Here is a 25,915-nt window from a genome sequence, read left to right as displayed (position 1 = left end):
GCGCAATATTATGGATATCCCTAATGCAAAAAATCCCGCCCGGAAGTGAGACAAAAACAAATCTGACAATGAGTTGCGCTGTATCAAATTGCGGCATCACCGAGTTCTTATAATCGAAAGCTTTTGTCATTGATCTCAGGAGCCTCCATGGCAGCAGTGATGCCCGCACCGGCCGCAAGCCGGTTGCTCATGTCCGGTAACGAAGCCGTCGCCCGCGCCGTCTGGGAGTCAGGCGTCAAGGTGGCCGCCGCCTATCCCGGCACCCCGTCGACCGAAATGCTCGAAGTCATTTCGACTTACCCGGACCTCTACGCCGAATGGTCGGTCAATGAAAAGGTTTCGCTGGAGGTCGCCATCGGCGCCGCCTACGCTGGCTCGCGCGCCTTCTGCTGCATGAAGCATGTCGGCATGAACGTCGCCTCCGATGCGCTGATGACGCTGACCCTGACCGGCGTGATCGGCGGACTGGTCATTGCCATTGCCGACGACGTCGGCCTCTCCTCCTCGCAGAACGAGCAGGATTCGCGCTACTGGGGCCGCTTTGCTCACCTGCCCGTCCTCGAACCGGCCGATTCGCAGGAAGCCTATGCGATGACCAAGGTCGGCTTCGAGTTGTCCGAACGCTTCCAGGTACCGGTCATTCTGCGCATGACGACGCGGATCAATCACGTCAAATCCGTCGTTCAGGTCGGCGAGCGCGAAGTTTTCGCCGGCGCCGGCTTCAAGAAGGAACCGGCACGTTTTGTGATGGTGCCGGGCAACGCTGGCAAGCGCATTCCGCTGATGTTCAAGCGCGACAATGAACTGCGCGCCCTGGCCGAGCAATCGCCGCTCAACTTCATTGAAGACGGTAGCGACAAGCGGGTTGGCTTCATCGCCTCCGGCCCGGCTTACATGCACGTCAAGGAGTCCTTCCCGAACGCGCCGGTGCTCAAGCTCGGCCTGTCCTGCCCGGTGCCCTTCGAAAAATGCCGCGAACTGGCCGCCCTGGTCGAACAGGTCGTCGTCGTCGAAGAAGTCGAGCCGCTGGTCGAAACCGAGCTCAAGGCCCAGGGCCTCAAGGTGCTCGGCAAGGAGATCCTGCCGCTTCAGGGCGAGCTCGCCCCCAATGTGCTGCGCCCGGCCATTGCCCGTCTGCTGGGCGAAAACGTGCCGGCAACGACGTCGACCGCAGCCGTCCAGATTTTCCCCCGACCGCCGACCATGTGCGTCGCCTGTCCGCACCTCGGTGTTTATTACACCCTTTCCCAGGTCCGCAATCTGACCATCTCCGGCGACATCGGCTGTTACACGCTGGGCGCCGGCCACCCGTGGAATGCGCTCGACACCTGCGTTTCGATGGGTGCCTCGATGGGCATTGCGCTCGGCATGGACAAGGGGCGCGGCGAGGCCGACAAGGACAAGCGGATCGTTGCCGTGATCGGCGACTCGACTTTCCTGCACATGGGCATGCAGGGCCTGCTCGACATGGTGTACAACAAGGGCAACGTCACCGTGTTGTTGCTCGACAATCGCGCGGTCGGCATGACCGGCGGCCAGGACAATCCGGGCAACGGCCGCGATATTTATGGCGACGATGCGCCGCGTATCAACTTCGCCAAGCTGGTCGCCGCCCTGGGCGTCAAGGAAGAGCGGATTCACACGGTCAACCCGTATGAATTGCCGGTTTTGTTCAAGACCATCCGCGATGAAGTGAAGGTGCCGGAAGTCTCGGTCATCATCACCGACCAACCTTGCGTGCTGATCAAGGACTATCACAAGCTCAAGCCCTTCGAAGTGCTCGACGACAAATGCACCGGCTGCGGTAACTGCCTCGATGTCGGCTGCCCGGCCATCCACGTCACGCGACGCGGCAAGGAGGTCAAGGCCTCCGGTCGCGAGGTCGACCTGGCCTTCGTGCGCATCGAAAGCTCGGTGTGCACCGGTTGCGGCCTCTGCGTCCAGCCCTGCGCGCCGGATGCCATCGTGCATCACGTGCCGGTTTCACCGATCAAGCTGGTCAAGAACTGCGGAGCCTGAAGATGAGCGAAAACACCAACATCCTCGTCGTCGGCATTGGCGGCCAGGGCGTCATGACGGCGACGGAAATCCTCGCCGAGGCAGCCATCGCCATGGGCCACGACGCCAAGAAAACCGAAGTTGCCGGCATGGCCCAGCGCGGCGGCGTCGTTTCCTCACACCTGCGCTTCGGCCAGAAAGTGCTTTCGCCGCAGATCACGCCCGGCACGGCTGAAGTCCTGCTCGGCTTCGAGTCGGCCGAAGCGCTGCGCTGGCAGCACATGCTGCGCCCGGGCGGCATCACGCTGATGAATACAGCACGCCTCGTGCCGCCAGTCGTTGAACTTGGCCTGTTCGATTACCCGGCCGACCCGCTGGCTGAAATTCGCCAGATGGGCAACAAGGTCGTCGCTTTCGACGCCACCTCGATCGCCCAGCAACTGGGTGACATCCGCCTCGGCAACACCGTGATGCTCGGCGCCATTGCCGATCATCTCCCCTTCCCGGCCGAGGTTTTGCTCGACTGCGTACTCAAGCGCTTCCAGCGCAAGGGCGAGAAGCTGGTCGAACTGAATCGCCGGGCTTTCGAAGCCGGACGCAGCGCCGTCGGGGCAGCCGAAGCAGCCTGCGCGTAATCTGGTAAAATACCCGGCTGTTCAAAAGGGAAAGGCGCCCGCCTTTCCCCTTTTCATTTTTGTTGGATGCGACGATGACGGCACAAATTATCGATGGCAAGGCCCTCGCCGAGGAACTGCGCCAGAGCTTCAAGGCTCGTGTGGAGGCACTCACCGCCAAGGGACAACGCCCCGGCCTGGTGGTCATTCTGGTCGGCGCCGACCCGGCCTCCGAAGTGTATGTACGCAACAAGGTCAATGGCTGCCTGGCCATCGGCATGCACTCCGAGAAGATCACCTACGATGCCACGGTCGACCAGGCCGAAGTGCTCAAAAAGATCGCCGAACTGAACGCCGACCCGGCGATTCACGGCATTCTGGTGCAACTGCCGCTGCCCAAGCATTTCGATGAAGAAGCCGTGCTCGAAGCCATTGCCGCCGACAAGGATGTCGATGGTTTCCACGCCGAGAACGTCGGCGCGCTGGCCCAGGGCAATCCGCGCTTCATCCCCTGCACGCCGTATGGCGTGATGAAGATGTTCGAAAAGGGCAACGTCGATCTGAACGGCAAGGAAGCCGTCGTCATCGGCCGCTCGAACATTGTCGGCAAGCCGATGGCACTGCTGCTGATCAACGCCGGCGCTACCGTCACCGTTTGCAACTCGCGCACCCGCGATCTCAAATTCCACACCAGCCGCGCCGACATTCTGGTCGCCGCGGTCGGCAAGCCGAAATTCGTCACCGGCGACATGATCAAGCCGGGCGCCGTCGTCATCGATGTCGGCATCAACCGCCTGCCGGACGGCAAGCTATGCGGTGACGTCGATTACGCCAGCTGCCTTGAAGTGGCCGGTCAGATCACCCCGGTACCAGGCGGCGTCGGCCCGATGACCATCACCATGCTGCTGGCCAACACCATCGAAGCAGCCGAACGCAAGGCAGGCATTTAAATGAGCGACCAACAGATTTCCGTCGGCATCGTCATGGGGTCGGATTCCGACTGGCCGACCATGCAGGCCGCCGCCGTCATCCTCAAGGATTTCGGCGTGGCTTTCGAAGCCCGTGTCGTTTCCGCCCACCGCACCCCGGATCTGCTTTTCGAATACGCCGAAACGGCGGGTCCGCGCGGCCTCAAGGCGATCATTGCCGGGGCTGGCGGCGCCGCCCACCTGCCCGGCATGCTGGCCGCCAAGACCATCGTCCCGGTACTCGGCGTGCCGGTTCAATCGCGCGCCCTGTCCGGCGTCGACTCACTGCACTCCATCGTCCAGATGCCGAAGGGCATCCCGGTTGCCACCTTCGCCATCGGCGAAGCCGGTGCCGCCAATGCCGCCCTTTTCGCTGTGGCCATGCTGGCCAACGAAAACCCGGCGCTGAACGCCAAACTGCAAGCCTTCCGCCAAGCCCAGACCGACAAAGTCCTGGGCATGAAACTTCCCGAAGTCTGAGCCCCATGTCCTCGACCATGATTCTGCCGCCCGCCACGTTGGGCATGCTCGGAGGCGGCCAGTTGGGCCGCTTCTTCGTGACAGCCGCCCACGAAATGGGCTATCAGGTCTGGGTTCTCGACCCGGACAAGAACAGCCCGGCCGGCCAGATCGCCGAACGGCACTTCTGCGTCGATTACAACGACTACGCCGCGCTCGACGAATTTGCCGCCGGTTGCGCCGCGATCACCACCGAATTCGAAAATGTGCCGGCCGACACGCTGGACTATCTTGCCAAGTTCGTGCCGGTTCGCCCCTCGGCCGCCGCCGTCGGCATCTGCCAGAACCGGATTGCCGAGAAGTCATTCCTGCGCGACAACGGCTTGCCACATGGCCCGTTTGCCGAAATCCGCAGCGAAAACGACATCCGCAACGCTGACAGCGCGCTCTTTCCGGCCATCCTCAAAGTCGCCCGCTTCGGCTACGACGGCAAGGGGCAAGCCACGGTCAACAACCGTGAAGAGGCTCTTTTGGCCTTCGGCCGCTTCAAGGGCGAAGCCTGCGTTCTCGAACAGCGCCTGACGCTGGACTACGAAGTTTCGGTCGTTCTGGCCCGTGACGAACAAGGCCGCGTCGCCTGTTTCCCGACCGGCGAAAACCAGCACACCAACGGTATTCTCGACGTTTCCATTGTCCCGGCCCGGGCCTCGGCCTGCGTCCGCAGCGATGCCGAGGAAGTCGCCGCTCGCATTGCCGAAAAGCTCGGCTACATCGGCACCATGGGCGTCGAATTCTTCATCAGCCGCGGCCAGCTGATCGTCAATGAAATGGCACCACGCCCGCACAACAGCGGCCATTACACGGTCGACGCCTGCATCACCAACCAATTCGAACAGCAGGTACGCGCCCTTTGCGGCCTGCCGCTGGGCGAAGCACGCGCTCACTCTGCGGCGGTCATGGTCAATCTGCTGGGCGACCTGTGGTACGACGGCGAGCACTACCGCGAACCGGATTGGGCCAGCCTGCACGCCATCCCCAACCTCAAACTGCACCTCTACGGCAAGCACCACGCCCGTCCCGGCCGCAAGATGGGCCACTTCACGGTCATCGGCGACAACGCTGAAGCCGTCCAGCAAGCGGCGCTGGCCGCCCGTGCCGCGATCGGCATCAAGGGCGAATGACTCCTTCCGACGCGGATTTCGAACGCGCCGTCGCCCTGCTCCAGGGCGGCGAACTGGTCGGCCTGCCGACTGAAACCGTATACGGCCTGGGCGCCGATGCAGCCAATCCGGCCGCCGTTGCCAAAATCTTCGCCGCCAAGGGCCGCCCGGCCGACCACCCGTTGATCGTCCACCTGGCCGGCCATGACGCGGTCGACCATTGGGCCGAGCAAGTTCCCGCCGTCGCCTGGGAGCTGATGGAAACCTTCTGGCCCGGCCCGTTGACCCTCATTCTGAAGAAGCAGGCCTGGGTTCCCGATGCCGTCACCGGCGGCCAGGACACCGTTGGCCTGCGCGTCCCCGGCCATCCTGTCGCCCTCGAACTGCTCCGCCGCTTTGCCGCCGTCGCCGGCCTGCATGCCGGCATCGCCGCCCCCTCGGCCAACCGTTTTGGCCGAATCAGCCCGACCTCGGCGGCACACGTCGCCGAAGAACTCGGCGATCGAATTCCGCTCATTCTGGACGGTGGACCTTGCAAAGTTGGCATCGAATCAACCATTGTCGACTGCTCGCGCGGTGAGCCCGTTGTCCTGCGTCCCGGCCACATTTCTCCGGAACACTTGCAAGCCGTACTCGGGCGCTGCCCGAACATCGAAACAGCAAGCGGAGCGCCACGCGTCTCCGGCTCCCTGGCCGCCCACTACGCACCGCAAACGCCGATGCGACTGGTCGCCGGCGAGCGCCTGCTCGACTTCCTCAACGCCCAGCGCCACAAAGGCGACACCTGTGGCGTGATCAGCCACAGCCAGCCGCCGCAGGCCGGCATGCCGCACCCGTGGCGCATGCTGCCCGCCGACCCGGTCGGCTACGCCCACGACCTCTACGCCGCCCTGCGCGACATGGACCACGCCAACGTCAGCCTGATCGCCGTCGAAGCCCTGCCGGCAAGCCCGGATTGGGCTGCAGTCAGCGACCGCCTGCGCCGGGCCGTTGCCGGGGCAGGAAAAGACTGAACGCCACTTTGATCGGCCACGCAGTCTGAGATAGAATTTCCTGACGCCGGGCCGATAGCTCAGCAGGGAGAGCGCCGCGTTCGCAATGCGGAGGTCGTGAGTTCGATCCTCATTCGGTCCACCAACGAATTACCCAGCAAAGGCCAGTTTTTACTGGCCTTTGTGCTTTCAGCCCCTTCAGCTCAACGCCCGACCACCCCGCATTGTTTGCAAAAATTAGCCGAGAAGTACGGGTTTGAGCAAAAGCCAAAGTGCCGTGACGAGAATCATCCACGCAAAGGCCAGCTTCATGGTGCGCTCCGGCAGGCGATGCGCCATCGCGACACCGGTTGAAACGGTCAATAAGCCACCGACGGCCAGCGGTAGGCCCACCGACCAATCAACCTGCTGCGCGCTGCTGTAAGTCATCAGGGCGACCATCGAACACGGCGTCACCAGCGCCAGCGAAAGGCTTTGTGCCACGGTTTGTCGTTGTCCGAAAACGCCGGTGAAAAAAGGCGTCGCGACCAAGCCGCCGCCAACCCCGAGCAAGCCCATGCAGGCGCCGCCGAGCAAACCGACCAGCGGCATCCAGCGAGAATCAAGACGAGCCCGGCCTTGCTCTCCAACCGGGGCTTTTCGTTTGGCCAGCATGCGCAGCGCCAGAACGATCAGAAAAACGGCAAACACACTGCGCAAAACTTCGGAATTGAGGCTGGTGGCTACATAAGCAACCAGCCAGGTCGCCAGCGAGGCCAGGATGCCGATTTGGATGGCGATTCGCCAGGGAATCGGGTGGCGGCGCGTATAGCGCCACCAGCCAACGAGCAGGATGGGCACCATCATCGCCAGCGATGTTCCTTGGGCCAGTGCCTGCGTCATTCCCAGCGCCAAGCCGAGAAACGGGATGGCAATGATCCCGCCACCAATGCCGAACAGGCCGCCAAAAAACCCCAGCGCGGCCCCCAGGGCAAGCATGGCAAGAAGGTCAGGAATCGCCAGCAGGTGCATGGTCGGACTTTCCGGAAGAAACAGGTTGATCAGGGGACAAGAGATTCCAGCGCCCGGGCAATTGCCTGCCCCGCTTCGGCGGTACTCGCCGTGCCACCCATATCCGGGGTTCGTGGGCCGTCGACCAGGACAGTTTCGATCGCCTTGACCATCGCATCGTGAGCGGCCTTGTAGCGAACATCGCCGTTACCGAGAAAATCGAGCATCAGCGCACCGGACCAGATCATGGCGATCGGATTGGCAATTCCCTGCCCGGAGATATCCGGCGCCGAACCGTGCACCGGTTCGAACAGCGACGGAAAAGTCCGCTCCGGATTAAGGTTGGCCGACGGTGCAATACCGATGGTCCCGGTACAAGCCGGCCCCAGATCGGACAGGATGTCGCCGAACAGGTTCGAGGCGACAACGACATCGAAGCGCTCGGGACTCAGCACGAAGCGGGCCGTCAGGATATCGATGTGATATTTATCCCAACGCACATCGGCATAGTCCTTGGCCATCGTTTCGACCCGCTCATCCCAGTAGGGCATGCTGATGGCGATGCCGTTCGACTTGGTCGCCGAGGTCAGGTGTTTCTTGGGGCGCGACTGCGCCAGATCAAAGGCGAAGCGAAGGATGCGGTCGACACCCTTACGGGTGAAAATCGACTCCTGCAAAACAGTCTCGCGCTCCGTCCCTTCAAACAGACGGCCGCCGACCGAGGAATACTCGCCTTCGGTATTCTCCCGAACGACGAAGAAATCGATGTCACCCACCTTCTTGTTGGCCAACGGACAAGGCACTCCCGGCATCAGGCGCACCGGACGCAGATTGACGTACTGGTCGAAGTCGCGCCGGAACTTGATCAGCGAGCCCCACAGTGAAATATGATCAGGCACGGTAGCCGGCCAGCCGACTGCGCCGAAATAAATGGCATCGAAGCCTTTCAACTGCTCGAACCAGTCGTCCGGCATCATCTTGCCGTGCTGCAGGTAATAGTCGCAGTTGGCCCATTCGAACGTCGTGAACTCCAGATCGATTGCGAACTTTCGGGCCGCCCCCTGGAGGACGCGCAGCCCTTCGGGCATGACTTCCTGACCGATACCGTCACCGGCGATCACCGCGATTTTGTGCTGCATGTCGATTTCCTTCGCCCTAAGCAAAACTGTGTGCCAGCCAGCTTATAGGCCACGAAAATATTTACAATTAGCACCAATGTGAATTCTGTGGATACGATTCGTGAACACAAAACCTCAACTCGACGATCTCCGCCTGCTCTGTGTGGTTGCTCGTAACCGCAGCTTCGCCGAAACAGCCCGCGAACTGGGCGTTTCCAAGGCCGTCATCAGCAAGCGCATCGCCCTGCTTGAAGCTGCGGTCCAGGAGCGGCTGTTCCACCGCACGACGCGCAATGTTTCACTGACCGCGCAGGGTGAAATCGTTCATCAATGGGCCCAGCGCATCCAGGAAGATGTCGACCTGATGGGCGAGGCCATTTCGCGCGAGAAGGCCGCACCGAGCGGGCTGCTGCGAATTTGCAGCAGCACCGGTTTCGGACGTAGTCGCCTGGCGCCGGCACTTTCGCAACTGGCCAGGCAATTCCCGCAATTAGAAATCCAGCTTGAGCTCTTTGATCGCCCGGTCGACCTGGTCGATGAAGGTTTTCAGCTCGACATCCGGATCGGCCAGGTCCGCGAAGGCAATGTCATCAAACGCCGGATTGCCCGAAACCAGCGGGTACTGTGCGCCTCACCGGCCTATCTCGGACACTTCGGCACGCCGCAATCGCTGGATGACCTGAAAACCCACCGCTGCATTCCGATCCGCGAACGCGACCAGGATTTCGGGCGCTGGGAACTGGAGGGGCCGGACGGTCCGGTTGCCATCAAGGTGAGCGGCCCGCTGTCTGCCAACAATGGCGAAATTGTCCGCCAGTGGGCAATCGATGGGCACGGCATCATCCTGCGGTCGACTTGGGATATCCGCCGTGAAATCGAAGCCGGCCTACTGCTGCCGGTCTTGCCCCGCTATTTCCAGCAGGCCGACGTCTGGGCGGTCTATCCATCGCGACTCTCGGTCTCGGCCAAGGTCAAGGTCTGCGTTGAATTTCTCGAACAATGGTTTGCGCAGACCGGCATGAATGAAGGCTCGCCAGGCGAGCCAGCGAACTGAGCGGGCCGCAGCACTGCCTCAAACCGACTGGCAGCAATGTCGCAAATGCTCGCGCAGCAAAACCACGGTTGGCGAAAGCTGGCGGCGGTCGGCGCAGACCAGCGACAGTGGCGCCAATTCGCCCTGCCATGCCGGGCAAAGCTCGACCAGGCGGCCGGCGGCGAGGTCCGGCGCCACGTCAAGGCGCGACTTGTAGGCAATTCCTTGACCGGATAAAGCCCAGCGACGAACGACGTCGCCATCGTCGGCCAGCCGGTTGCCGCTGACCGCCACATTGATTTTTTCATCCCCACGACTGAATGACCAATGTTCGTGCAGCTCATCGGCCAGCCGGAAGCGCAGGCAGTTGTGCGCAGGCAAGTCGAGCGGGGACGACAAGTCGCCATGCGCGGCGACATAGGCCGGGGCTGCGCAAAGGACACGCCGATTGTCGTGCAGCAAGGGAACGGCTACCAGCGCAGAGTCGACCGGGATACCATAGCGAATCGCCAAATCAACCGGCTGGCGATAGATATCCGCCAACCGGTCGGAAAAATTGAGCCGCAAACTGACTTCGGGATAGTGCAACACGAACTCGTCCAGCCAGGCCAGCATCAGATTGCGCCCCAGATCGGAAGGCAGCGAAATTTGCAGGCTGTCGCGAATCACTTGCCGGGCACCGGACAACTGATCCCGGGCGTTGCGCAGTTCATTCAGTGCCAAACGAGCGGCGGGCAGAAAGCGTTCACCCTCGTTGCTCAGACGCAGGCTGCGTGTCGAGCGCAACAACAGCACGACGCCGACCGACGCTTCCAGACGCTTCAACGCAGCGCTGGCCACGGCGGGAGAAAGATCGAGGAAGCGCGCTGCGGCCGAAAGACTGCCGCTATCTGCCGCGCGAACAAAAACCTCAAGATCGCCAAGATTCATGACGCGCCTCTTTGACTTGCCTGCCCCGCCGCTCCCTGCAGCTTCCGGTAAAGCGTCCGCTGGCTAACCCCCAGCTGTTCGGCCAGCGTGGGCAGCTCAAAACCAGGCCGGGCCTTGGCCCACGCCAGGTAGCGCCGTTCAAGATCGGCCAGCGCAACGACCTGTTCCAACTGGAAGACATCGCCACTGGCTGGCAAAACCGCCGGCACATCATCATCCATTTCGGACAAATGCGGCAGGTCGACCGTGTCACCGTCAGCCATCAACGTGGCGCGCTCGATCAGGTTGCGTAACTCACGAATATTCCCGGCGTAGCGTCGGGTACTCAACCAATCCAATGCCGCTGGCGAGAAGTGCCGGCCGGTCTTGCGGTCGACCCGCTCAAGCAGCGATGCAGCAAGCAGCGGAATGTCGCTGGCCCGTTCGTGCAGCGCCGGTGTCCGGATCGGGAAGGTATTGATCCGGAAATAAAGATCGCGGCGAAAACTTTCAGCCTGCACCATCGCCCGCAAATCACGGTGCGTCGCCGCAATCAACCGGAAATCGACCGGCAGCCAATCCAGCCCGCCGACCCGACGATAGGTCCCGGTCTCCAGCAGACGCAACAACTTGACCTGCAAGGCGAGCGGCAACTCACCGATTTCATCGAGAAACAGCGTGCCGCCGCTGGCGGCCTCAACCAGCCCTTGCTTACGATGGGTCGCGCCAGTAAACGCGCCTTTTTCGTAGCCAAACAACTCGCTTTCAAAAAGCGTTTCCGTCATGCCGGCACAGTCGACCGCAACAAACGGCCCATCTTCGCGAGCACTGGCCTCGTGAATGGCGTGGGCGACCAGTTCCTTGCCGGTGCCGGTTTCCCCAAGCAGGAGGACGGCGGCATTCGAATTGGCAACACGCAGGACTTTCTCAAGCATCCCGATGAACGCCGGCGAACGCCCGACCAGACCTTGTGCTGCCGGCCGGCTGCTGGCCTGGCGAACGACACGCATGGTTTCGACGAAATAGGCGATCTGCCCGGCACCATCCCGAATCGGCGTGGTCTGGACATCGACATGCTCCTCGCCGCGCGGGGTGTGATGCAGATGCAGGACACGCTGCGGTGCGCCGGCCTCCAGACTCAGCTTCAGCGGACACGACTCACCGGCCTGATCGCAGGGCACATCAAAGTGATGGGAAACCTCGTAACAGCAGCGTCCGGTGATGCTTTTCCCGGCACCAAACTCGCGGATATACGCTGCATTTGCCGCAATGATCCGGTAATCGGCGTTCATCACGATGCGCGGCTCAGGCAAGCCATCGAGGAATGAAATCAGTTCGCTGAGAAAATGTGCTGCCATGCCATTTTTGTCATCAAAGCCAAGGAATTTTGCCAATATTGACAGAAAGCCCCGAAGAACACCAAGCCCACCACCGACAAAATACGACAAGGCATTGATCAGAAAAGACTAATTCATCCGAACTAATTCAGGCACGCATCTTGATACATGATGCTCAGGAAACCGGGAAAATACCGGCTTGGCAGGCCGCTCTCCGGCCGGAAAAGCCGGTACTGGAAAATCTGAAACAGCCGGGCGGCATTCGATTTATAGTAAGCCCCGCAGGCCTGCTTATGCAGCCCGACTGATTCATGCCAGACACCCGGTTTCCGACTTTTTGCTTTTGACGAACAGAGGATCAATGAGCCAGCCCCCAGTCAGCCCCACCCCCGAGACGCCTGTAAAAGTCTCGTTCTACGAAAAACGCAAAAAAATCCAGGCCAAGGGAGTCCGAGGCTATTTCGACAACTGGCGGATCGCCCTTGTCCTGTTCACCCAGATTCTCTTCTACGGCGGCCTGTGGCTTGAATGGAATGGCCGCCAGGCCCTCCTGCTGCACATGGTTGAACGCAAGTTCTACATCTTCGGCATGGTTTTCTGGCCGCAGGATGTGATTTACCTGGCTGCCTTGCTCATTGTCTCGGCTTATGCCCTGTTCCTGGTCACCGCCATTGCCGGACGCCTGTTTTGTGGCTACGCCTGTCCGCAGACGGTCTATACCCAGATTTTCATGTGGATCGAAAACTGGGTTGAAGGCGACCGCAATGCCCGCCTGAAGCTCGACAAAGCCCCGATGGATGCCCGCAAACTACGTCTGCGCATCACCAAGCACGGGTTGTGGCTACTCTTTTCATTGATCACCGGCTTCACCCTGGTGGGCTACTTCACGCCGGTCAAGGAACTGACCGAATCGTTCATGACCTGGAATCTCGGGCCATGGGAGACTTTCTGGATCTTTTTCTACGGCGGCTTCACCTACCTGATGGCTGGTTTCATGCGCGAGCAGGTCTGCAAGCACATGTGTCCCTACGCCCGCTTCCAGAGCGTGATGTTCGACCCGGACACACTGATCATCACCTACGACCCGGAGCGCGGCGAAACCCGTGGCGCACGCAAGAAAGGCGTCGACGCCAAAGCCGCCGGACTGGGTGACTGCGTCGATTGCGGCCAGTGCGTTGTCGTCTGCCCGACCGGCATCGACATCCGGAACGGCCTGCAGTACGAGTGCATCGGCTGCGCCGCCTGTATCGACGTTTGCGATCAGGTGATGGACAAAGTCGGTCTGCCGCGAGGTCTGGTGCGCTACTCGACCGAAAACGCCATGGCCAAGCACATGACGCGCAAGGATATTTTCAGCCACATCATCCGTCCGCGCATCCTGCTGTACACCGCCATCCTGGCGCTGATCACCGGCTTGAGCGCCTGGTTCCTGGTGCATCGCATCCCGCTCAAGGTCGACATTATCCGCGACCGCTCAAGTCTCGCCCGCGAAGCGGACGACGGCCGCATCGAGAATGTATTCACATTGCAGATCATGAATACAGAAGAACAGGCGCATCGCTACAAAGTTACGGTCGACGGTCTCCCTGAGATCGAAATCGATGGCGCCAATGAAGTCGAAGTACCGGCCGCGACATTGCAATCCTTCATGACCGTCGTTCGTACCGCGCCGGAGGCTGGCAAGAAGGGCGCCAACCAGATTCACTTCGAGATCGTGGCGCAGGAAGACAAGGACATTCGCGTCAGGGAAAAAGCATCGTTCATGCTGCCTTAAGCAATTATAAAAAATAAAGCCCCCAATCGCTTGGAGGCTTTGTCAGCAGTCTGAAGGGCGGGAGTTTTATCTCCCGCCCTTTTTATTCACCAGAAATCACCCTATCGAAACAATGCGACTCAAAAGCAAGCAAAAGCCTTACTTGATGAATATTTACAAGACCAATACAAATTCAAACGCACGCCAAAGACACAGTGTTTCAAAAGCCTAGGGCACATCAAAACAAGAAGCGGTGAATTGATTTATCATTTCCTCCACAAGGTAAAAAATATTACCGACCACACCCGGAGGATTGATGACACAAAAGCAGAAGATTCTGCTTTCGTTCGTATTGCCTGCGCTTATCGCGCTGGTCACGATTGCCATTTTTCTTGAGCACTCGCACAGGAAACTGGCGGTCGAACGCTGGCCAATCGAGCACAAGGCACTGGTTCACGCCATTGCCGAGGCGATGCAGGACAAGATCGATGAAGCCCGTGCCGTGCTCGGCTATACGGCACAGCTCCGGCAATTTGCCCATCTTGAATCAGTCGACCGCATCGACCGCACACTCAACGGTATCCCGCCCTACCTGGAAGCCGACAAACGCAAGACGCTCGATATTCTGCTCAAGAACAGCCGGGGTATTTCGGCTGTTTTCATTTTGCTGCCGAACGGCGATCACTACCTGTCGCACCCATTCAGCGTGCAGAAATCGCTCAAAAAATACAATTTGTCTGACCGCGCCTACTTTCAGGAAGCGCAGCAGACGAAACAACCGGCCATTTCCGATAGCCTGATCGGCGCCGACGGCAAGATGGCCGTCGTGGTGGATATTCCCTTGCTCGACGCCCAGGGGGAAATTTATGCCCACCTTGGCGCCGTCGTCCTGCTCAACAAACTGTCGGCGCTGGTCAGCCCGGAGCAAATCGCCCCCTTCGATGTCGGACTGCTGATCGACCGCCAGGGCAAACTGATCGCTCACACGGATGCCAATCAGGTCGGCCCTGAAAGCCAGTTGGTCCGTTACCGGCACCCGATGCTGTCGCTCGCCGAGGAAAGGCCGGGCGAGAATCATTTCAGTCGCTGGACCGACGAAAACGGCGTCGAATGGCTGAGCTTCGTCGAACACCTCGACCGCGGCTGGAGCCTGCTCTTGCAACGCCGCCTCGACAGCGTCATCGCCGAACATGCCGATGCGGTTCGCGACAGTGTGCTGATGGTCGCCCTGATCCTGCTGCTGACCGGCGGTATCGGACTAACCGTAGCCACCATTGCAACACGGCGCTGGGAAAAAGCTGATGCCGACCTGCGCCAGGCCAGGGACGGACTGGAAAACCGCGTACTCGAACGGACCGCCGAACTGGCCCGCAGTGAACGGCAACTGGCCGCATCGCGCGACTTTTACCTGTCCGTTCTGGAGAGCTTCCCCGCCCTCATCTGGCGAGCCGGGCTGGATGCCAAATGCGACTATTTCAACCGCACCTGGCTGGAGTTCACCGGCCGGACGATGGAGCAGGAAATGGGTGACGGCTGGGCCGACGGGGTTCATCCGGACGATATCCAGCGCTGCATCGATATTTACCTTGGCGCGTTTCATCATCGCCAGAATTTTTCGATGGAATACCGCCTGCGCCGTCACGATGGCGAATACCGCTGGATCACCGACATCGGACGCCCCTTCCACGACGTTAACGGGCAATTCATCGGCTATCTCGGCACTTGCTTCGATGTTTCCGAACGCCATCAGGCGGCGGAACAACTACGCCTCGTTGCCAGCGTTTTCTCACACACCCACGAAGGCATCATGATCACCGATGCCAACAATGTGATCATCAACGTCAATGAAGCCTTCTGCGCCATCACCGGCTACAGCCGCAGCGATGTCATTGGCCACACCCCGAACATGCTCAAGTCACCGCACCAGAATGTCGAGTTTTACCGGACGATGTGGAGCGAACTGAATACCAACGGCTACTGGCAAGGCGAGGTCTGGAACAGGAAAAAGGGCGGCGAGTTGTATGCCGAATTACTGACCATTTCCTCCGTCTTCGGCCCGGATGGTTCGCTCAACAACTATGTCGGCATCTTTGCCGACATCACGATCCAGAAGGAGCACGAGCAACGGCTCGAACACCTGGCGCACTACGATCCATTGACCGGCCTGCCGAACCGCACCCTGCTCAGCGACCGACTGCACATGTCGATTGCCCAGGCGCAGCGCAACAAGCATCTGCTGGCAGTCGGCCTGCTCGACCTCGATGGTTTCAAACAGGTCAACGACAAACTCGGGCACGCCGCCGGCGACCAGTTGCTGATCGAGTTTTCCAACCGGATGCGAACCGAGTTGCGCCAGACCGACACCCTGGCCCGACTGGGCGGCGACGAATTCGTCATCTTGCTCAATGAACTGGGCAGCATCGATGAATGCATCGAAGCGATGCGTCGCATCATTTTCAGCACCAGCCAGCCCTACATCCTGAATGACGAAATAGCGCGCATTTCGGCCAGTATCGGGATCACGATCTACCCGGATGATGGCGCAGATCCCGACTTGCTGCTGCGCCATGCCGACCAGGCGATGTACATCGCCAAGCAAAGCGGCGGCAATCGCTATTTCATGTTCGACCCGCAAAAAGACCTGGCCGCGCGTGCCGAACGCTCAGCCATCGACCGTCTGGGACAAGCCCTGCTCCAGCGCGAATTCGAACTGCACTACCAGCCCAAGGTCGATATGCGGCACGGTCTTGTCGTGGGTGCCGAAGCACTGATCCGTTGGCGTCATCCGGAAAAAGGGCTGGTCATGCCAGGTAATTTCCTGCCCGGTATCGAGGGCACCGACCTGTCGATCGCCCTCGGCGAATGGGTCATCGACCAAGCGCTGCGCGACCTGAACGATTGGCTTGCGCAAGGCATCGAGTTGAGCATCAGCATCAACATCTCGCCGCGCCACCTGCAGTTGCCGGACTTTGCCCAGCGCCTGGCCGGACAAATATCGGCCTACCCGGACCTGCCGGCCCACCTGATTGAACTCGAAATTCTCGAAACTGCTGCTTTGCACGATACCGAGCACGTGGCCGAAGTCATCGCGGCGTGTCGGCGCATGGGCGTCTCATTTGCCCTGGACGATTTCGGCACCGGCTACTCTTCGCTGCTCTATCTCAAGCATCTGCCGGCCAACACGCTGAAAATCGACCAGTCCTTCGTTCGCAACATGCTGCACGATCAGGAAAACCTGGCAATCGTCAAAGGGGTAATCGGCCTCGCCGAAGCCTTCAATCGAACCGTGATTGCCGAAGGCGTCGAAACCATCGAGCACGGCGACGCATTGCTCAAGCTGGGTTGCCAACTGGCACAAGGCTACGGCATCGCCCGTCCGATGCCGATGCAGGCGCTCGCCGAGTGGATCACCAACTGGAAACAACCGGCCAGCTGGTCACAGGATAGCCTCTGAGCGGCAGGCCCGTACGGACCTGTCGCGCTTTGCGGAGAGAAAGTTACTCAGCGACCAGGACGACGCTTTCACCGGCAAAACAGACCGTCTGACCGGGACGCAATTTAGCCCGTTTACGACTGTCGACCGCGCCATCGACTTCAACCAGTCCTTCGGCAATCGCCGCATGGGCGGCACCGCCCGATTCGCACATACCGGTCGCCTTGAGCAATTGATCAAGCTGGATATATTCGCCGCGGACGGCAAAAGTGGCGCTCATGGTGTTTCCTCTACAAGAATCAGATGTACCCGGCATGGGCCGTGTGCGCCGAGTACGATGGTTTGTTCTATATCTCCGGTCCGTGACGGCCCGGAGATGAAATTGATCGCACGCGGCGTACCGGCGGACTCCCGACGCAGCAACGCAAAGGCGTCCTCCATCGTTGCAACGATGCGCCCGACCGGGACCAGGGCAATGTGTGTTTCCGGCAGCAGACTGACCGTGGCCGGCGTTCGCGGACTGGACAGCAGCATCAGCGTTCCGGTTTCGGCTATCGCACAAAAACAGCCGGAAATCCCGACCGGATCGGCGTCGACCGCAGCACGGGCGACAACGTCCAGCCCAGCCCCGGCCCAGGCGAGCGCAGCCACATCATCGGTCGCCACGGCCGCGCAGCCAAGCTGCCCGGCTTGCAAGAACGCAGCCACGGCAGCCGGCACATCAGCCAGAGCAGCAACCTGCCCGACAGTACTCGACAGGCTTTCGGCCCGAGCCCGAAAACGGCTGGCCAACTGATCGCCGACCACCGGCTGCGGACCTCGCACCGGATGGCTCAAGCGTGCCTCGGCCGCTGCGCGGCGCGCAGCAAAGTCGGGCTTGCCGACACCGGCCCGAACGCGCTGGAGAATTTCGTCGCGGGCGCTCATGCGAGCTGGTTTTGCGGCTGGCCCGCAACAAAAGCTTCAAGATTGGCAATCAACTGATCGGCCAGCGCCCGCATCGCCGGCTGGCTCGACCAGGCGACATGCGGCGTCAACATGAAATTGGGCAAGGCCAGCAATTCGGGAGACAACATCGGATGCCCGACCGGCGGCGGTTCGGCCGTCACCACATCAAACCCGGCTCCGGCAATCCAGCCTTCACGCAAGGCCTGAATCAGGGCGGCTTCATCGACCAGCCCGCCGCGTGCAGTATTGATCAAGATGGCCGAAGATTTCATCGCCTGCAACTCGGCCGCCGCAATCAGGCCGCTGGTTTCCGCCGTTAACGGGCAGTGCAGTGAAAGCGCATCGGCCTCGGCCAGCACCGTGGCGAAGGCGGTATAACCGGGGCGCACCTGTATCGCCCCTTTGCGCTCGGCCCGCAGGACACGCATGCCGAAAGCTTCGGCCAAACGGGCAACGCCGTTGCCCAGACTGCCACTGCCGACCAGCCCCAGCGTTGCACCATGCAAATCCTGGATCGGATGGTTGAACAGGCAGAACTGTTCGGACTGCTGCCAGGCACCGGCCTGCAGCGTCGCGCGCCAGGCCAGAAGATTGCGCGACAAGGCCAGGAGCAGCGCAAAAACATGCTCAGGCACCGTGTGCTCGGCATAACCACGAATATTTGAAACGACGATGCCGCGACGCCGGCAGGCATCCAGATCGATGTGATTGGCCCCGGTTGCCGCGACCGCGATCATTTTCAGCTCAGGCAGCGCGTCGACCGCAGCAGCATCGATCGGCACCTTGTTGGTGATGGCAATCGTTGCCCCGGCCAGACGCGCAACGACATCCGCAACCACCGTTTTCGGATACTCCACCCAGTCACAGTTGAAGGCCGGACGAAAAACCTCGACCGGGATCGAGGCGCGATCGAGGTAAACGATGCGCTGCATCAGTCGGCCTGGGCGCAGAAGGTCTTGCCGGCAGCGGCCGCAATCGTCGCAATCTGCTCGCCCAGGGCGGCGTGGCCGACATAAACCAGGCGATCGACTGTCGAGGCACACAGCCCTTCAATGGCCGCCGTATCGCCATGCACCAGGTTGAGAACGCCGGCCGGCCATTCGGCGCGCGACGACAGTTCGCACAAGGCAAAAATGGCCGAAGGCGCTTTCGGGCTTGGCTTGACGACGATGGTCGCACCAGCCATCAATGCCGGCGCAGCGGCTCGGGCAAAGTTGGCCAGCGGCTGCGTCGCATCGAGCACCAGCCCGATCACGCCGGTTTCGCCCACACTGGCCCCGCGCAAGGCGTCGACCGCAGCAACGACTTCGGCGCTTGCCGCCGCTTCATCCAGCCCCGACTCGGCGAGCAGGAGCTTGGCAAAGTGCCCACGGTAATGATCGAGCTCATCAGCCAGCCTGGCCAGGCAAACCCGCCGTGCCTGCAGCCCCATGTCGGCCCAGGCCGACTGCGCCGCAAGCGCCGCACCCGCAGCTTCGGCGGCTTCGGCAGCGCCGGATAGCGGCACCCGGCGGATGGCTTCGCCGGTCGCCGGATTGCTGACTTCATAAAAGCGGTCGCCGGCGGTCAGGAATGCGTGACCGTTGATCCACAAGGGAATGGCCTTCGGGCCTTCGGGAGAAAAATCCATGTTCAGGTTCTCTTTCTTGCTGCGTAAAGTTCGTGGAATGTCTTGCCATCGGGCGGCGTCAGATCGCGTCCTGCGGTCCACCCCGGCGCCAGGCCCAAAATGCGGATACGGCCACTGTCGTCGGCCAGCCATTGCAGATAACGCGCAGCACGACGCATCACCCAGCGATAGAGCGCCGGCTTGCCGGCCAGCCAGGCCCAGGCACGCAAGGCCAGGCTTTCGGACCATGGCCTCAGACCGCCATCGACCTGATCCTCGCGCAGGCGATGCATCAATTTGGGCAAAGGAATGCGCACCGGGCAGACGCTGCCGCACTGATTGCAACCGGTCGACGCATGCGGCAGATCCAGTGCATTTTCGATGCCGGTGTATAGCGGCGTCAGCACCGAACCCATCGGGCCGGGATAAACCCAACCATAGGCATGCCCGCCCAGCGAAAAATAAACCGGGCAATGGTTCATGCAGGCGCCGCAGCGAATACAGCGCAGCATCTCCTGATAGGCCGAACCCAGCAGCTTGGCGCGACCGTTATCGACCAGGATGAAAACCGTCTTTTCCGGCCCATCCTGATCGCCCGGCTGCTTTGTCCCGGTCAACAGCGAAACATAGTTCGAAATGGTCTGCCCGGTGGCCGAACGTGGCAAAAGGCGCATCAGGGTGGCGAAATCCTCCAGAGTCGGCACAATCTTCTCGATCCCGGTAATCACGACATGTACCTTGGGCAAGGTCGTCACCATGCGACCGTTGCCCTCATTGGTCACCAGCGAAGCCGAGCCGGTTTCGGCAATCAGGAAATTGGCACCGGTAATCCCCATCTCTGCACTGAGAAAATGCTGGCGCAGCACCTGGCGCGCCTCACGCGTCATGGCCGGAATATCAGCCGAGGTGCGTTGTTGCTCGGCCCGGCCATGTTCCCTGGCAAACAGCGCCTCAACCTCGTCGATCGTCTTATGCACCGCCGGAGCGATGATATGCGACGGCGTTTCCCCGGCCAGCTGGATGATGTATTCACCGAGGTCGGTCTCGACCGGCTGAATGCCGGCGGCGGCAAGCGCCTCGTTGAGATGCGCCTCTTCCGACAGCATCGATTTCGATTTGGCGGCCTTGGTGACGCCATGACGACGCGCCACATCGATCACCAGATCGCAGATTTCGTCGCCATCGCGCGCCCAGAGCACCTCAGCACCACTGGCCCTGGCCCGTTCTTCGAAAATATCGAGCCAGACATCGAGATCGCTCAAAACGCGATTGCGGATCTCTTCGCAAGCCGAACGTAACCCCTCGAAATCCAGCCCGTCCTCGGGCAATGCGGCGATTCCCTTGGCCCGCTTGCCGACGAACAGCGGCTTGGCTTTTTGCAACGCTCGCTGCAACACCGGATTCCTGATCTTCTCTCCGGCCCGAGCCTGGAAATGCATCGCCTGCGAATGCTTGGCCGCACTCATCAATCAACGCTCCCGGCAAGGATTTCGGCAATATGCAGCACCCGCGTCGTTTCATCGCCACGACGACGCAGACGCCCTTCGATATTCATCAGGCACCCCAGATCGCCGCCCGCTACAACCTCCGCCCCGGCCGCCGCAATCGACTCGCATTTGCGATCGACGATACGGGTCGAAACATCACCGAACTTGACCGAGAATGCGCCGCCAAAGCCGCAGCACTCTTCGCAATCGGACATTTCCTTGAGCTCGGCGCCCGCCACTTTCATCAACAAGGCCCGTGGCTGCTGCTTGATGCCCAGCGAGCGCAGTCCCTTGCATGAATCGTGATAAGTCACGCTGCCCGAAAAATGCGAGGCCAGATTATCCAGCTTCAGCACATCGACCAGAAAACTGGTCAGCTCGTAGGTCCGACCGGCCACCGCCGACGCACGCGCCGCCCAGGCAGGGTCATCGGCCAGCAAGGGCGGATAGACATTGCGAATTTGATCGGTACACGAACCCGAGGGAATCACGACATAGTCGTAGGCTTCCAGTTCGGCAATCGCCTTCTTCGCCAGGTCGACAGCCAGCTTGCGATTTCCGGCACTCCAGGCCGGTTGACCGCAGCAAGTCTGCCCCTCGGGAATGACCACTTCGCAGCCGGCAGACTCAAGCAGACGCAGGGTCGCAAAGCCGACCGAGGGTCGCATCAGGTCCACCAGGCAGGTAACGTACAGAGCTAAGCGCATGCTAATATTGCGGCGCACAAGAAAATAAAGTGGCTAATGCTACTCAAACAGCACCAATAAAGGAATCCAGTTGTCAGAAGCTGCCAACGGGTCTGCAAAAACTCCCGGCTCAATCCAGGTCATCGAACGCATGATGTCGCTGCTCGACGCGCTCGCTGACGCCCCCGAAGCGACCAGCCTGAAACAACTGGCTGGCGCGACCGAACTGCATCCATCGACCGCACACCGCATTCTCGCTGCAATGTGCAATGCGCGCTTTGTCGAACGTCAAGATGCCGGCACCTATCGCCTGGGCATCCGTCTTCTGGAACTTGGCGCGATTGTCAAATCGCGCATCAATCTCCGCGAAGTCGCGCTCCCGTTCATGCAGGAACTGCACGAGTCGATCGGCGAAGCAATCAATCTGGGCGCCCGTCACGATGATGAAATCGTCTATCTTGAGCGGACCTCCTCCGGTCGTTCACTGGTTCGCGTGGTTTATCTCGTCGGTGGGCGGGCCCCGCTGCATCTGACGTCGCTCGGCAAACTCTTCCTGGCGGCCGACAATCCGCAAAAAATACGCGACTACGCGAAACGGACCGGCCTGCCGGGCAAGACGCCGCACTCGCTGACCACGCTGGCCGCCCTGGAAAAAGAGCTCGACAAAGTTCGGCGCCACGATATCGCCTACGATGATGAAGAGGCTGAAATCGGCCTGAAATGCCTGGCCGCACCGATTCGCGACGACGAGGGCAATATTGTCGCAGCACTCTCTGTCTCTGCCCCTGCGGATCGCCACGATCCGGAATGGGTTGCCAAGATCAAACAAACAGCGGATGCGGTTTCGCATGCGCTCGGCTATCTCGGCCCCAAAAAATAAGGCCGCAAACAGCGGCCTTATTTCACAAACGCACAGTCACCTCATCAAACGCGGCGACGCTCGCTACTCAGACTGGCACTTTCCATCCAGCGCTTGATCCGGTTGGCATCCCCAACCCGGGTCATCTTGCCGGCCGAGTCAAGCAGCACGATCACGACCGGCTTGTCCGCCACGCGTGCCTGCATGACCAGGCACCGCCCGGCTTCGGAGATATAGCCGGTTTTCGATACCCCGATTTCCCAACTGTCACTGCGCACCAGCGGATTGGTCGTTCCGAAGTTATGAACCCGGCCATTCAATTCCACCTTGGCTTCAGCCGTCGTCGAATAACTGCGAATTTCCGGATAACGCGCCGCAGCGGTCACCATGCGGGCCAGATCATGGGCGGTTGATACATTGTTGCTCGACAACCCGGTCGGCTCTTCAAAACGCGAGTTATACATCCCCAAGGCTTGTGCCTTCTTGTTCATCGCCGTCACAAATGCCCGCAGGCCGCCCGGATAATGGCGCCCCAGCGTATGTGCCGCACGATTCTCGGAAGACATCAGCGCCAACAGCATGGCGGTTTCACGCGTCATCGTGGTACCGACCGGCAAGCGCGAACGCGTACCTTTCAAGCTATCGACATCTTCCTCACCAATCGAAATGACTTCCTGCAAGTCCAGCTTGGCATCAAGCACAACCATGGCGGTCATCAGCTTCGAAATCGAGGCGATTGGAACCACGGCATCCGGCTGCTTTTCGAGTACGGCATGCCCGGTACTCTGATCAATCACCAGAGCCGATGAGGAATAAAGCGCCAGGCGACCGGGGTCGATATCGGCCATCGAGACACGACGTACCGGCTTTCTGGGTGCGTCATACGCGGCATGAACGGTTTTCTTCCCGGATTTAGCCGCAACAGGCTTGCCGGAAGAGGCCGCAGGCCGCACAGGTGCCGCAGCTACTTTATGTGTCGTTTTGCCATGAGAACCCTTGGCGGCAAGCCTGGATGACGGCTTGGCGGCAACAGTCGTTTTCTTGCCAGCAGATGCCGCGACCTTTTTGGTCGGCGCATGCGCATTTTTGGCGGTGCTGGACGCCAGCAACGAGGTATTAACCCCGAAGGACAACAGGGCGCCCAAGAGTAGGGCAACCTTCAGTTTTTGCTTCATTCACGATCTCCTGCCAATACCGGGAAATTTTAGCCCAGTTTAGCAGGAGAGTGTGAATTTTCAATAAAAATAAGCAGATACAACAACAACTTAAAGCAACAATTTATACAGCATCAACCACTGTAAGCGCTGTCATATTGACGATGCGACGAACCGTTGCCGTTGGCGTCAGGATGTTGACCGGCTTCGCCGCCCCGAGCAGGATCGGACCAACGGTCAGATTGTCGCCCGCAGCCACCTTGAGCAGGTTGAACGAAATGTTCGCTGCATCCAGGGTCGGCATAACCAGCAGATTGGCCTGCCCCTTGAGCCGGGAGTTCGGGAAGGCGGCAAGACGAATTTCCTCATCCAGCGCCGCATCGCCGTGCATTTCACCCTCCACCTCAAGCTCGGGAGCCCGTTGCTGCAACTGCGCCAGGACATCGCGCATCTTGATCGAGGTCGGCGTATCTTCGGTACCGAATGTCGAGTGCGACAACAATGCAACCTTCGGCTGAATACCGAAATTGCGGATTTCCTCTGCCGCCAGCAAGGCCATGTCGGTCAGATGCTCGGCCGTCGGGTCGTAATTGACATAGGTATCGCCGATGAACACGGTACGCCCCGGCAACATCAGCAAGTTCATTGCGTAGTAGCGATCCAGATCACCCCGCGTACCGATGACGCTCTGCACATACTCACGGTGCGTTTCGTGGCGCCCGAAAGTCCCGCAAATCAAGCCATCAGCATAGCCAAGATGAACCATCAAGGCACCGTACAAGGTATTGCGCCGACGAACTTCACGTCGCGCATAATCCGGAGAGACACCTTTACGCTCCATCAAGCCGTGATAGGTTTTCCAGAACTCCTCGTAATGCTCATCGAAGAACGCACAGTTTTCCGAATGAACGACTTCGAAGTCCTCACCCTCACGAATCCGCAGCCCCGCCACTTCGATCCGCCGATTGATTTCGGCGTGACGACCGATCAGTACCGGCCAGGCAATGCCTTCATCGCGAACCACCTGAACCGCACGCAGTACGCGCTCGTCTTCCCCCTCGGCAAAGACGATGCGCTTGGGCGCCATCTTGGCCTGGGAGAAAACCGGCTTCATGATCATGCCGGAGTGGTAAACAAATTCGTTCAACCCCTGGACGTAAGCATCCCAATCCTTGATCGGGCGGGTTGCCACGCCGGAATCCATCCCCGCCTTGGCGACAGCCGGTGCGATCTTGACGATCAAACGCGGGTCAAACGGTTTCGGAATCAGGTATTCAGGACCGAACGCAGAGACTTTTTCCCCATAAGCCGAAGCCACCACTTCCGATTGCTCAGCCCGGGCCAACTCGGCAATCGCCTTCACCGCGGCCATTTTCATTTCTTCGGTGATCGTCGTTGCTCCGACATCCAGAGCACCGCGGAAAATGAACGGGAAACAGAGAACGTTGTTGACCTGGTTCGGATAGTCGGAGCGACCGGTGCAAATGATGGCATCGCTGCGCACCTTGGTCACTTCCGCCGGCATGATCTCCGGCGTGGGATTGGCAAGAGCAAGAATCAGCGGATTGGCCGCCATTTTCGCGACCATCTCGCCCTTGAGCACGCCACCGGCAGAAAGGCCAAGGAACACATCGGCATCGGCAATTGCTTCACCCAGCGAACGCTGATCGGTCACCTTGGCGTAACGCGCCTTGATCTCGTCCATTTCCTCGACGCGACCTTCGTATACCAGGCCCTTGATATCGGTCACCCAGATATTTTCAATCGGCGCACCGAGCATGACCAGCAAATCAAGGCAGGCAAGAGCGGCAGCGCCCGCCCCGGAAGTCACGATTTTTACCTTGGAAAGATCTTTTCCGATCAGGTGCAGGCCATTCAGGACCGCCGCACCGACAACAATCGCCGTACCATGCTGATCATCGTGGAAGACGGGGATTTTCATCCGTTCCCGCAGCTTTTTCTCGATATAGAAACACTCCGGCGCCTTGATATCCTCAAGGTTGATCCCGCCAAAAGTCGGCTCGAGCGAGGCGATCGTGTCGATCAGCTTGTCCGGGTCACGCTCATCGATTTCCAGATCGAACACATCGATATTGGCAAATTTCTTGAACAGAACGCCCTTGCCTTCCATGACCGGCTTGGCCGCCAGCGGCCCGATGGCGCCGAGACCAAGAACTGCCGTCCCGTTGGTAATCACACCGACCAGGTTGGCGCGTGAAGTCAGGGTGCTGACTTCGGCCGGATCAGCGACGATTTCTTCGCAAGCGAAGGCCACGCCCGGCGAATACGCCATCGACAAATCATACTGGTTGGTGAGCTGCTTGATGGGTGTCACCGCGATCTTGCCCGGCTTCGGGTGGCGATGATAGTAAAGCGCGGCTTCGCGCAGTTGCCTAGGATCCATGTCT

At 60.2% G+C, this 25,915-nt stretch carries 22 protein-coding genes and 1 tRNA gene; 11 read left to right on the top strand and 12 right to left on the bottom strand.

Annotated features, from left to right (window positions below; all coding sequences use genetic code 11):
- The first annotated feature begins 147 nt into the window (after positions 1 to 147).
- The 7 genes from KI614_RS03620 (at position 148) to KI614_RS03590 (ending at position 6,336) form a co-directional block, all read left to right on the top strand.
- Positions 148 to 2,019, top strand: coding sequence for a thiamine pyrophosphate-dependent enzyme (locus KI614_RS03620; RefSeq protein ID WP_226407955.1), 1,872 nt, complete (start codon positions 148 to 150; stop codon positions 2,017 to 2,019).
- A 2-nt stretch (positions 2,020 to 2,021) separates the two neighbouring features.
- A complete protein-coding gene (locus tag KI614_RS03615; RefSeq protein ID WP_226407954.1) occupies positions 2,022 to 2,633 on the top strand; it encodes an indolepyruvate oxidoreductase subunit beta in 612 nt (203 codons plus the stop codon).
- A 74-nt stretch (positions 2,634 to 2,707) separates the two neighbouring features.
- On the top strand, positions 2,708 to 3,562 hold the full coding sequence (gene folD / locus KI614_RS03610) for a bifunctional methylenetetrahydrofolate dehydrogenase/methenyltetrahydrofolate cyclohydrolase FolD (protein ID WP_203468737.1): 855 nt from the start codon (positions 2,708 to 2,710) through the stop codon (positions 3,560 to 3,562).
- Positions 3,563 to 4,060 (top strand): 5-(carboxyamino)imidazole ribonucleotide mutase, encoded by a 498-nt coding sequence (gene purE, locus KI614_RS03605; protein WP_226407953.1) that lies wholly within the window; start codon positions 3,563 to 3,565, stop codon positions 4,058 to 4,060.
- Positions 4,061 to 4,077: 17 nt separating this feature from the next.
- Positions 4,078 to 5,220: a 5-(carboxyamino)imidazole ribonucleotide synthase gene (locus KI614_RS03600; protein ID WP_226409220.1), complete on the top strand. Its 1,143-nt coding sequence runs from the start codon at positions 4,078 to 4,080 to the stop codon at positions 5,218 to 5,220.
- Entirely contained in the window at positions 5,217 to 6,212 is a 996-nt protein-coding gene (locus tag KI614_RS03595; protein ID WP_226407952.1) for an L-threonylcarbamoyladenylate synthase, read from the top strand. Before KI614_RS03600 ends, KI614_RS03595 begins: the two co-directional genes overlap by 4 nt.
- Before the next feature lie 48 nt (positions 6,213 to 6,260).
- A tRNA-Ala gene (locus tag KI614_RS03590) sits at positions 6,261 to 6,336 on the top strand.
- 92 nt (positions 6,337 to 6,428) lie between these two features.
- Here KI614_RS03590 and KI614_RS03585 read toward each other — a convergent pair.
- Positions 6,429 to 7,202, bottom strand: coding sequence for a sulfite exporter TauE/SafE family protein (locus KI614_RS03585; protein WP_226407951.1), 774 nt, complete (start codon positions 7,200 to 7,202; stop codon positions 6,429 to 6,431).
- A gap of 29 nt (positions 7,203 to 7,231) precedes the next feature.
- A complete protein-coding gene (locus tag KI614_RS03580) occupies positions 7,232 to 8,320 on the bottom strand; it encodes a tartrate dehydrogenase (protein WP_226407950.1) in 1,089 nt (362 codons plus the stop codon).
- A 100-nt stretch (positions 8,321 to 8,420) separates the two neighbouring features.
- Here KI614_RS03580 and KI614_RS03575 point away from each other — a divergent pair, with 100 nt between their 5' ends.
- Positions 8,421 to 9,353, top strand: a complete 933-nt coding sequence (locus KI614_RS03575) for a LysR family transcriptional regulator (RefSeq protein ID WP_226407949.1) — start codon at positions 8,421 to 8,423, stop codon at positions 9,351 to 9,353.
- An 18-nt stretch (positions 9,354 to 9,371) separates the two neighbouring features.
- On the opposite strand, the gene KI614_RS03570 is transcribed toward KI614_RS03575, so the two are convergent.
- Positions 9,372 to 10,262 (bottom strand): LysR family transcriptional regulator, encoded by an 891-nt coding sequence (locus KI614_RS03570; RefSeq protein ID WP_226407947.1) that lies wholly within the window; start codon positions 10,260 to 10,262, stop codon positions 9,372 to 9,374.
- On the bottom strand, positions 10,259 to 11,599 hold the full coding sequence (locus KI614_RS03565) for a sigma-54 interaction domain-containing protein (protein WP_226407945.1): 1,341 nt from the start codon (positions 11,597 to 11,599) through the stop codon (positions 10,259 to 10,261). The genes KI614_RS03570 and KI614_RS03565 overlap by 4 nt, the downstream gene beginning before the upstream one ends.
- A gap of 340 nt (positions 11,600 to 11,939) precedes the next feature.
- Here KI614_RS03565 and ccoG point away from each other — a divergent pair, with 340 nt between their 5' ends.
- Positions 11,940 to 13,352: a cytochrome c oxidase accessory protein CcoG gene (ccoG, locus tag KI614_RS03560; protein ID WP_226407943.1), complete on the top strand. Its 1,413-nt coding sequence runs from the start codon at positions 11,940 to 11,942 to the stop codon at positions 13,350 to 13,352.
- Positions 13,353 to 13,647: 295 nt separating this feature from the next.
- Positions 13,648 to 16,785, top strand: coding sequence for an EAL domain-containing protein (locus KI614_RS03555; RefSeq protein ID WP_226407941.1), 3,138 nt, complete (start codon positions 13,648 to 13,650; stop codon positions 16,783 to 16,785).
- Positions 16,786 to 16,828: 43 nt separating this feature from the next.
- On the opposite strand, the gene KI614_RS03550 is transcribed toward KI614_RS03555, so the two are convergent.
- Genes KI614_RS03550 through KI614_RS03525 form a run of 6 tightly spaced genes read right to left on the bottom strand, consistent with a single transcriptional unit; the run spans position 16,829 to position 21,515 of the window.
- A complete protein-coding gene (locus KI614_RS03550; protein WP_203468722.1) occupies positions 16,829 to 17,044 on the bottom strand; it encodes an RNA-binding S4 domain-containing protein in 216 nt (71 codons plus the stop codon).
- On the bottom strand, positions 17,041 to 17,691 hold the full coding sequence (locus KI614_RS03545; protein WP_226407938.1) for a LutC/YkgG family protein: 651 nt from the start codon (positions 17,689 to 17,691) through the stop codon (positions 17,041 to 17,043). Before KI614_RS03545 ends, KI614_RS03550 begins: the two co-directional genes overlap by 4 nt.
- Positions 17,688 to 18,644, bottom strand: a complete 957-nt coding sequence (locus KI614_RS03540; protein ID WP_226407936.1) for a D-2-hydroxyacid dehydrogenase — start codon at positions 18,642 to 18,644, stop codon at positions 17,688 to 17,690. Before KI614_RS03540 ends, KI614_RS03545 begins: the two co-directional genes overlap by 4 nt.
- Positions 18,644 to 19,342 carry an aldehyde dehydrogenase family protein gene (locus KI614_RS03535; RefSeq protein ID WP_226407934.1) on the bottom strand — a complete coding sequence of 233 codons (699 nt, stop codon included), beginning with the start codon at positions 19,340 to 19,342 and terminating at the stop codon, positions 18,644 to 18,646. Before KI614_RS03535 ends, KI614_RS03540 begins: the two co-directional genes overlap by 1 nt.
- A 2-nt stretch (positions 19,343 to 19,344) precedes the next feature.
- Complete coding sequence (locus KI614_RS03530) at positions 19,345 to 20,787, bottom strand: LutB/LldF family L-lactate oxidation iron-sulfur protein (protein WP_226407931.1); 1,443 nt, start codon at positions 20,785 to 20,787, stop codon at positions 19,345 to 19,347.
- A complete protein-coding gene (locus KI614_RS03525) occupies positions 20,787 to 21,515 on the bottom strand; it encodes a (Fe-S)-binding protein (RefSeq protein ID WP_226407929.1) in 729 nt (242 codons plus the stop codon). Before KI614_RS03525 ends, KI614_RS03530 begins: the two co-directional genes overlap by 1 nt.
- 130 nt (positions 21,516 to 21,645) lie before the next feature.
- Here KI614_RS03525 and KI614_RS03520 point away from each other — a divergent pair, with 130 nt between their 5' ends.
- The gene (locus KI614_RS03520) at positions 21,646 to 22,374 is read left to right on the top strand and encodes an IclR family transcriptional regulator (protein ID WP_226409218.1); all 729 of its coding nucleotides are present in this window, start codon (positions 21,646 to 21,648) and stop codon (positions 22,372 to 22,374) included.
- Positions 22,375 to 22,418: 44 nt separating this feature from the next.
- Here KI614_RS03520 and pbpG read toward each other — a convergent pair whose 3' ends face one another.
- Positions 22,419 to 23,528: a D-alanyl-D-alanine endopeptidase gene (gene pbpG, locus KI614_RS03515; RefSeq protein WP_226407927.1), complete on the bottom strand. Its 1,110-nt coding sequence runs from the start codon at positions 23,526 to 23,528 to the stop codon at positions 22,419 to 22,421.
- Between the two features lie 103 nt (positions 23,529 to 23,631).
- Entirely contained in the window at positions 23,632 to 25,911 is a 2,280-nt protein-coding gene (locus KI614_RS03510) for an NADP-dependent malic enzyme (protein WP_226407926.1), read from the bottom strand.
- Positions 25,912 to 25,915: the final 4 nt, after the last annotated feature.

The sequence above is a fragment of the Dechloromonas denitrificans genome, from assembly GCF_020510665.1.
GTDB lineage: Bacteria > Pseudomonadota > Gammaproteobacteria > Burkholderiales > Rhodocyclaceae > Azonexus > Azonexus denitrificans_B.
This window is presented reverse-complemented; position numbering and strand designations above follow the sequence as displayed.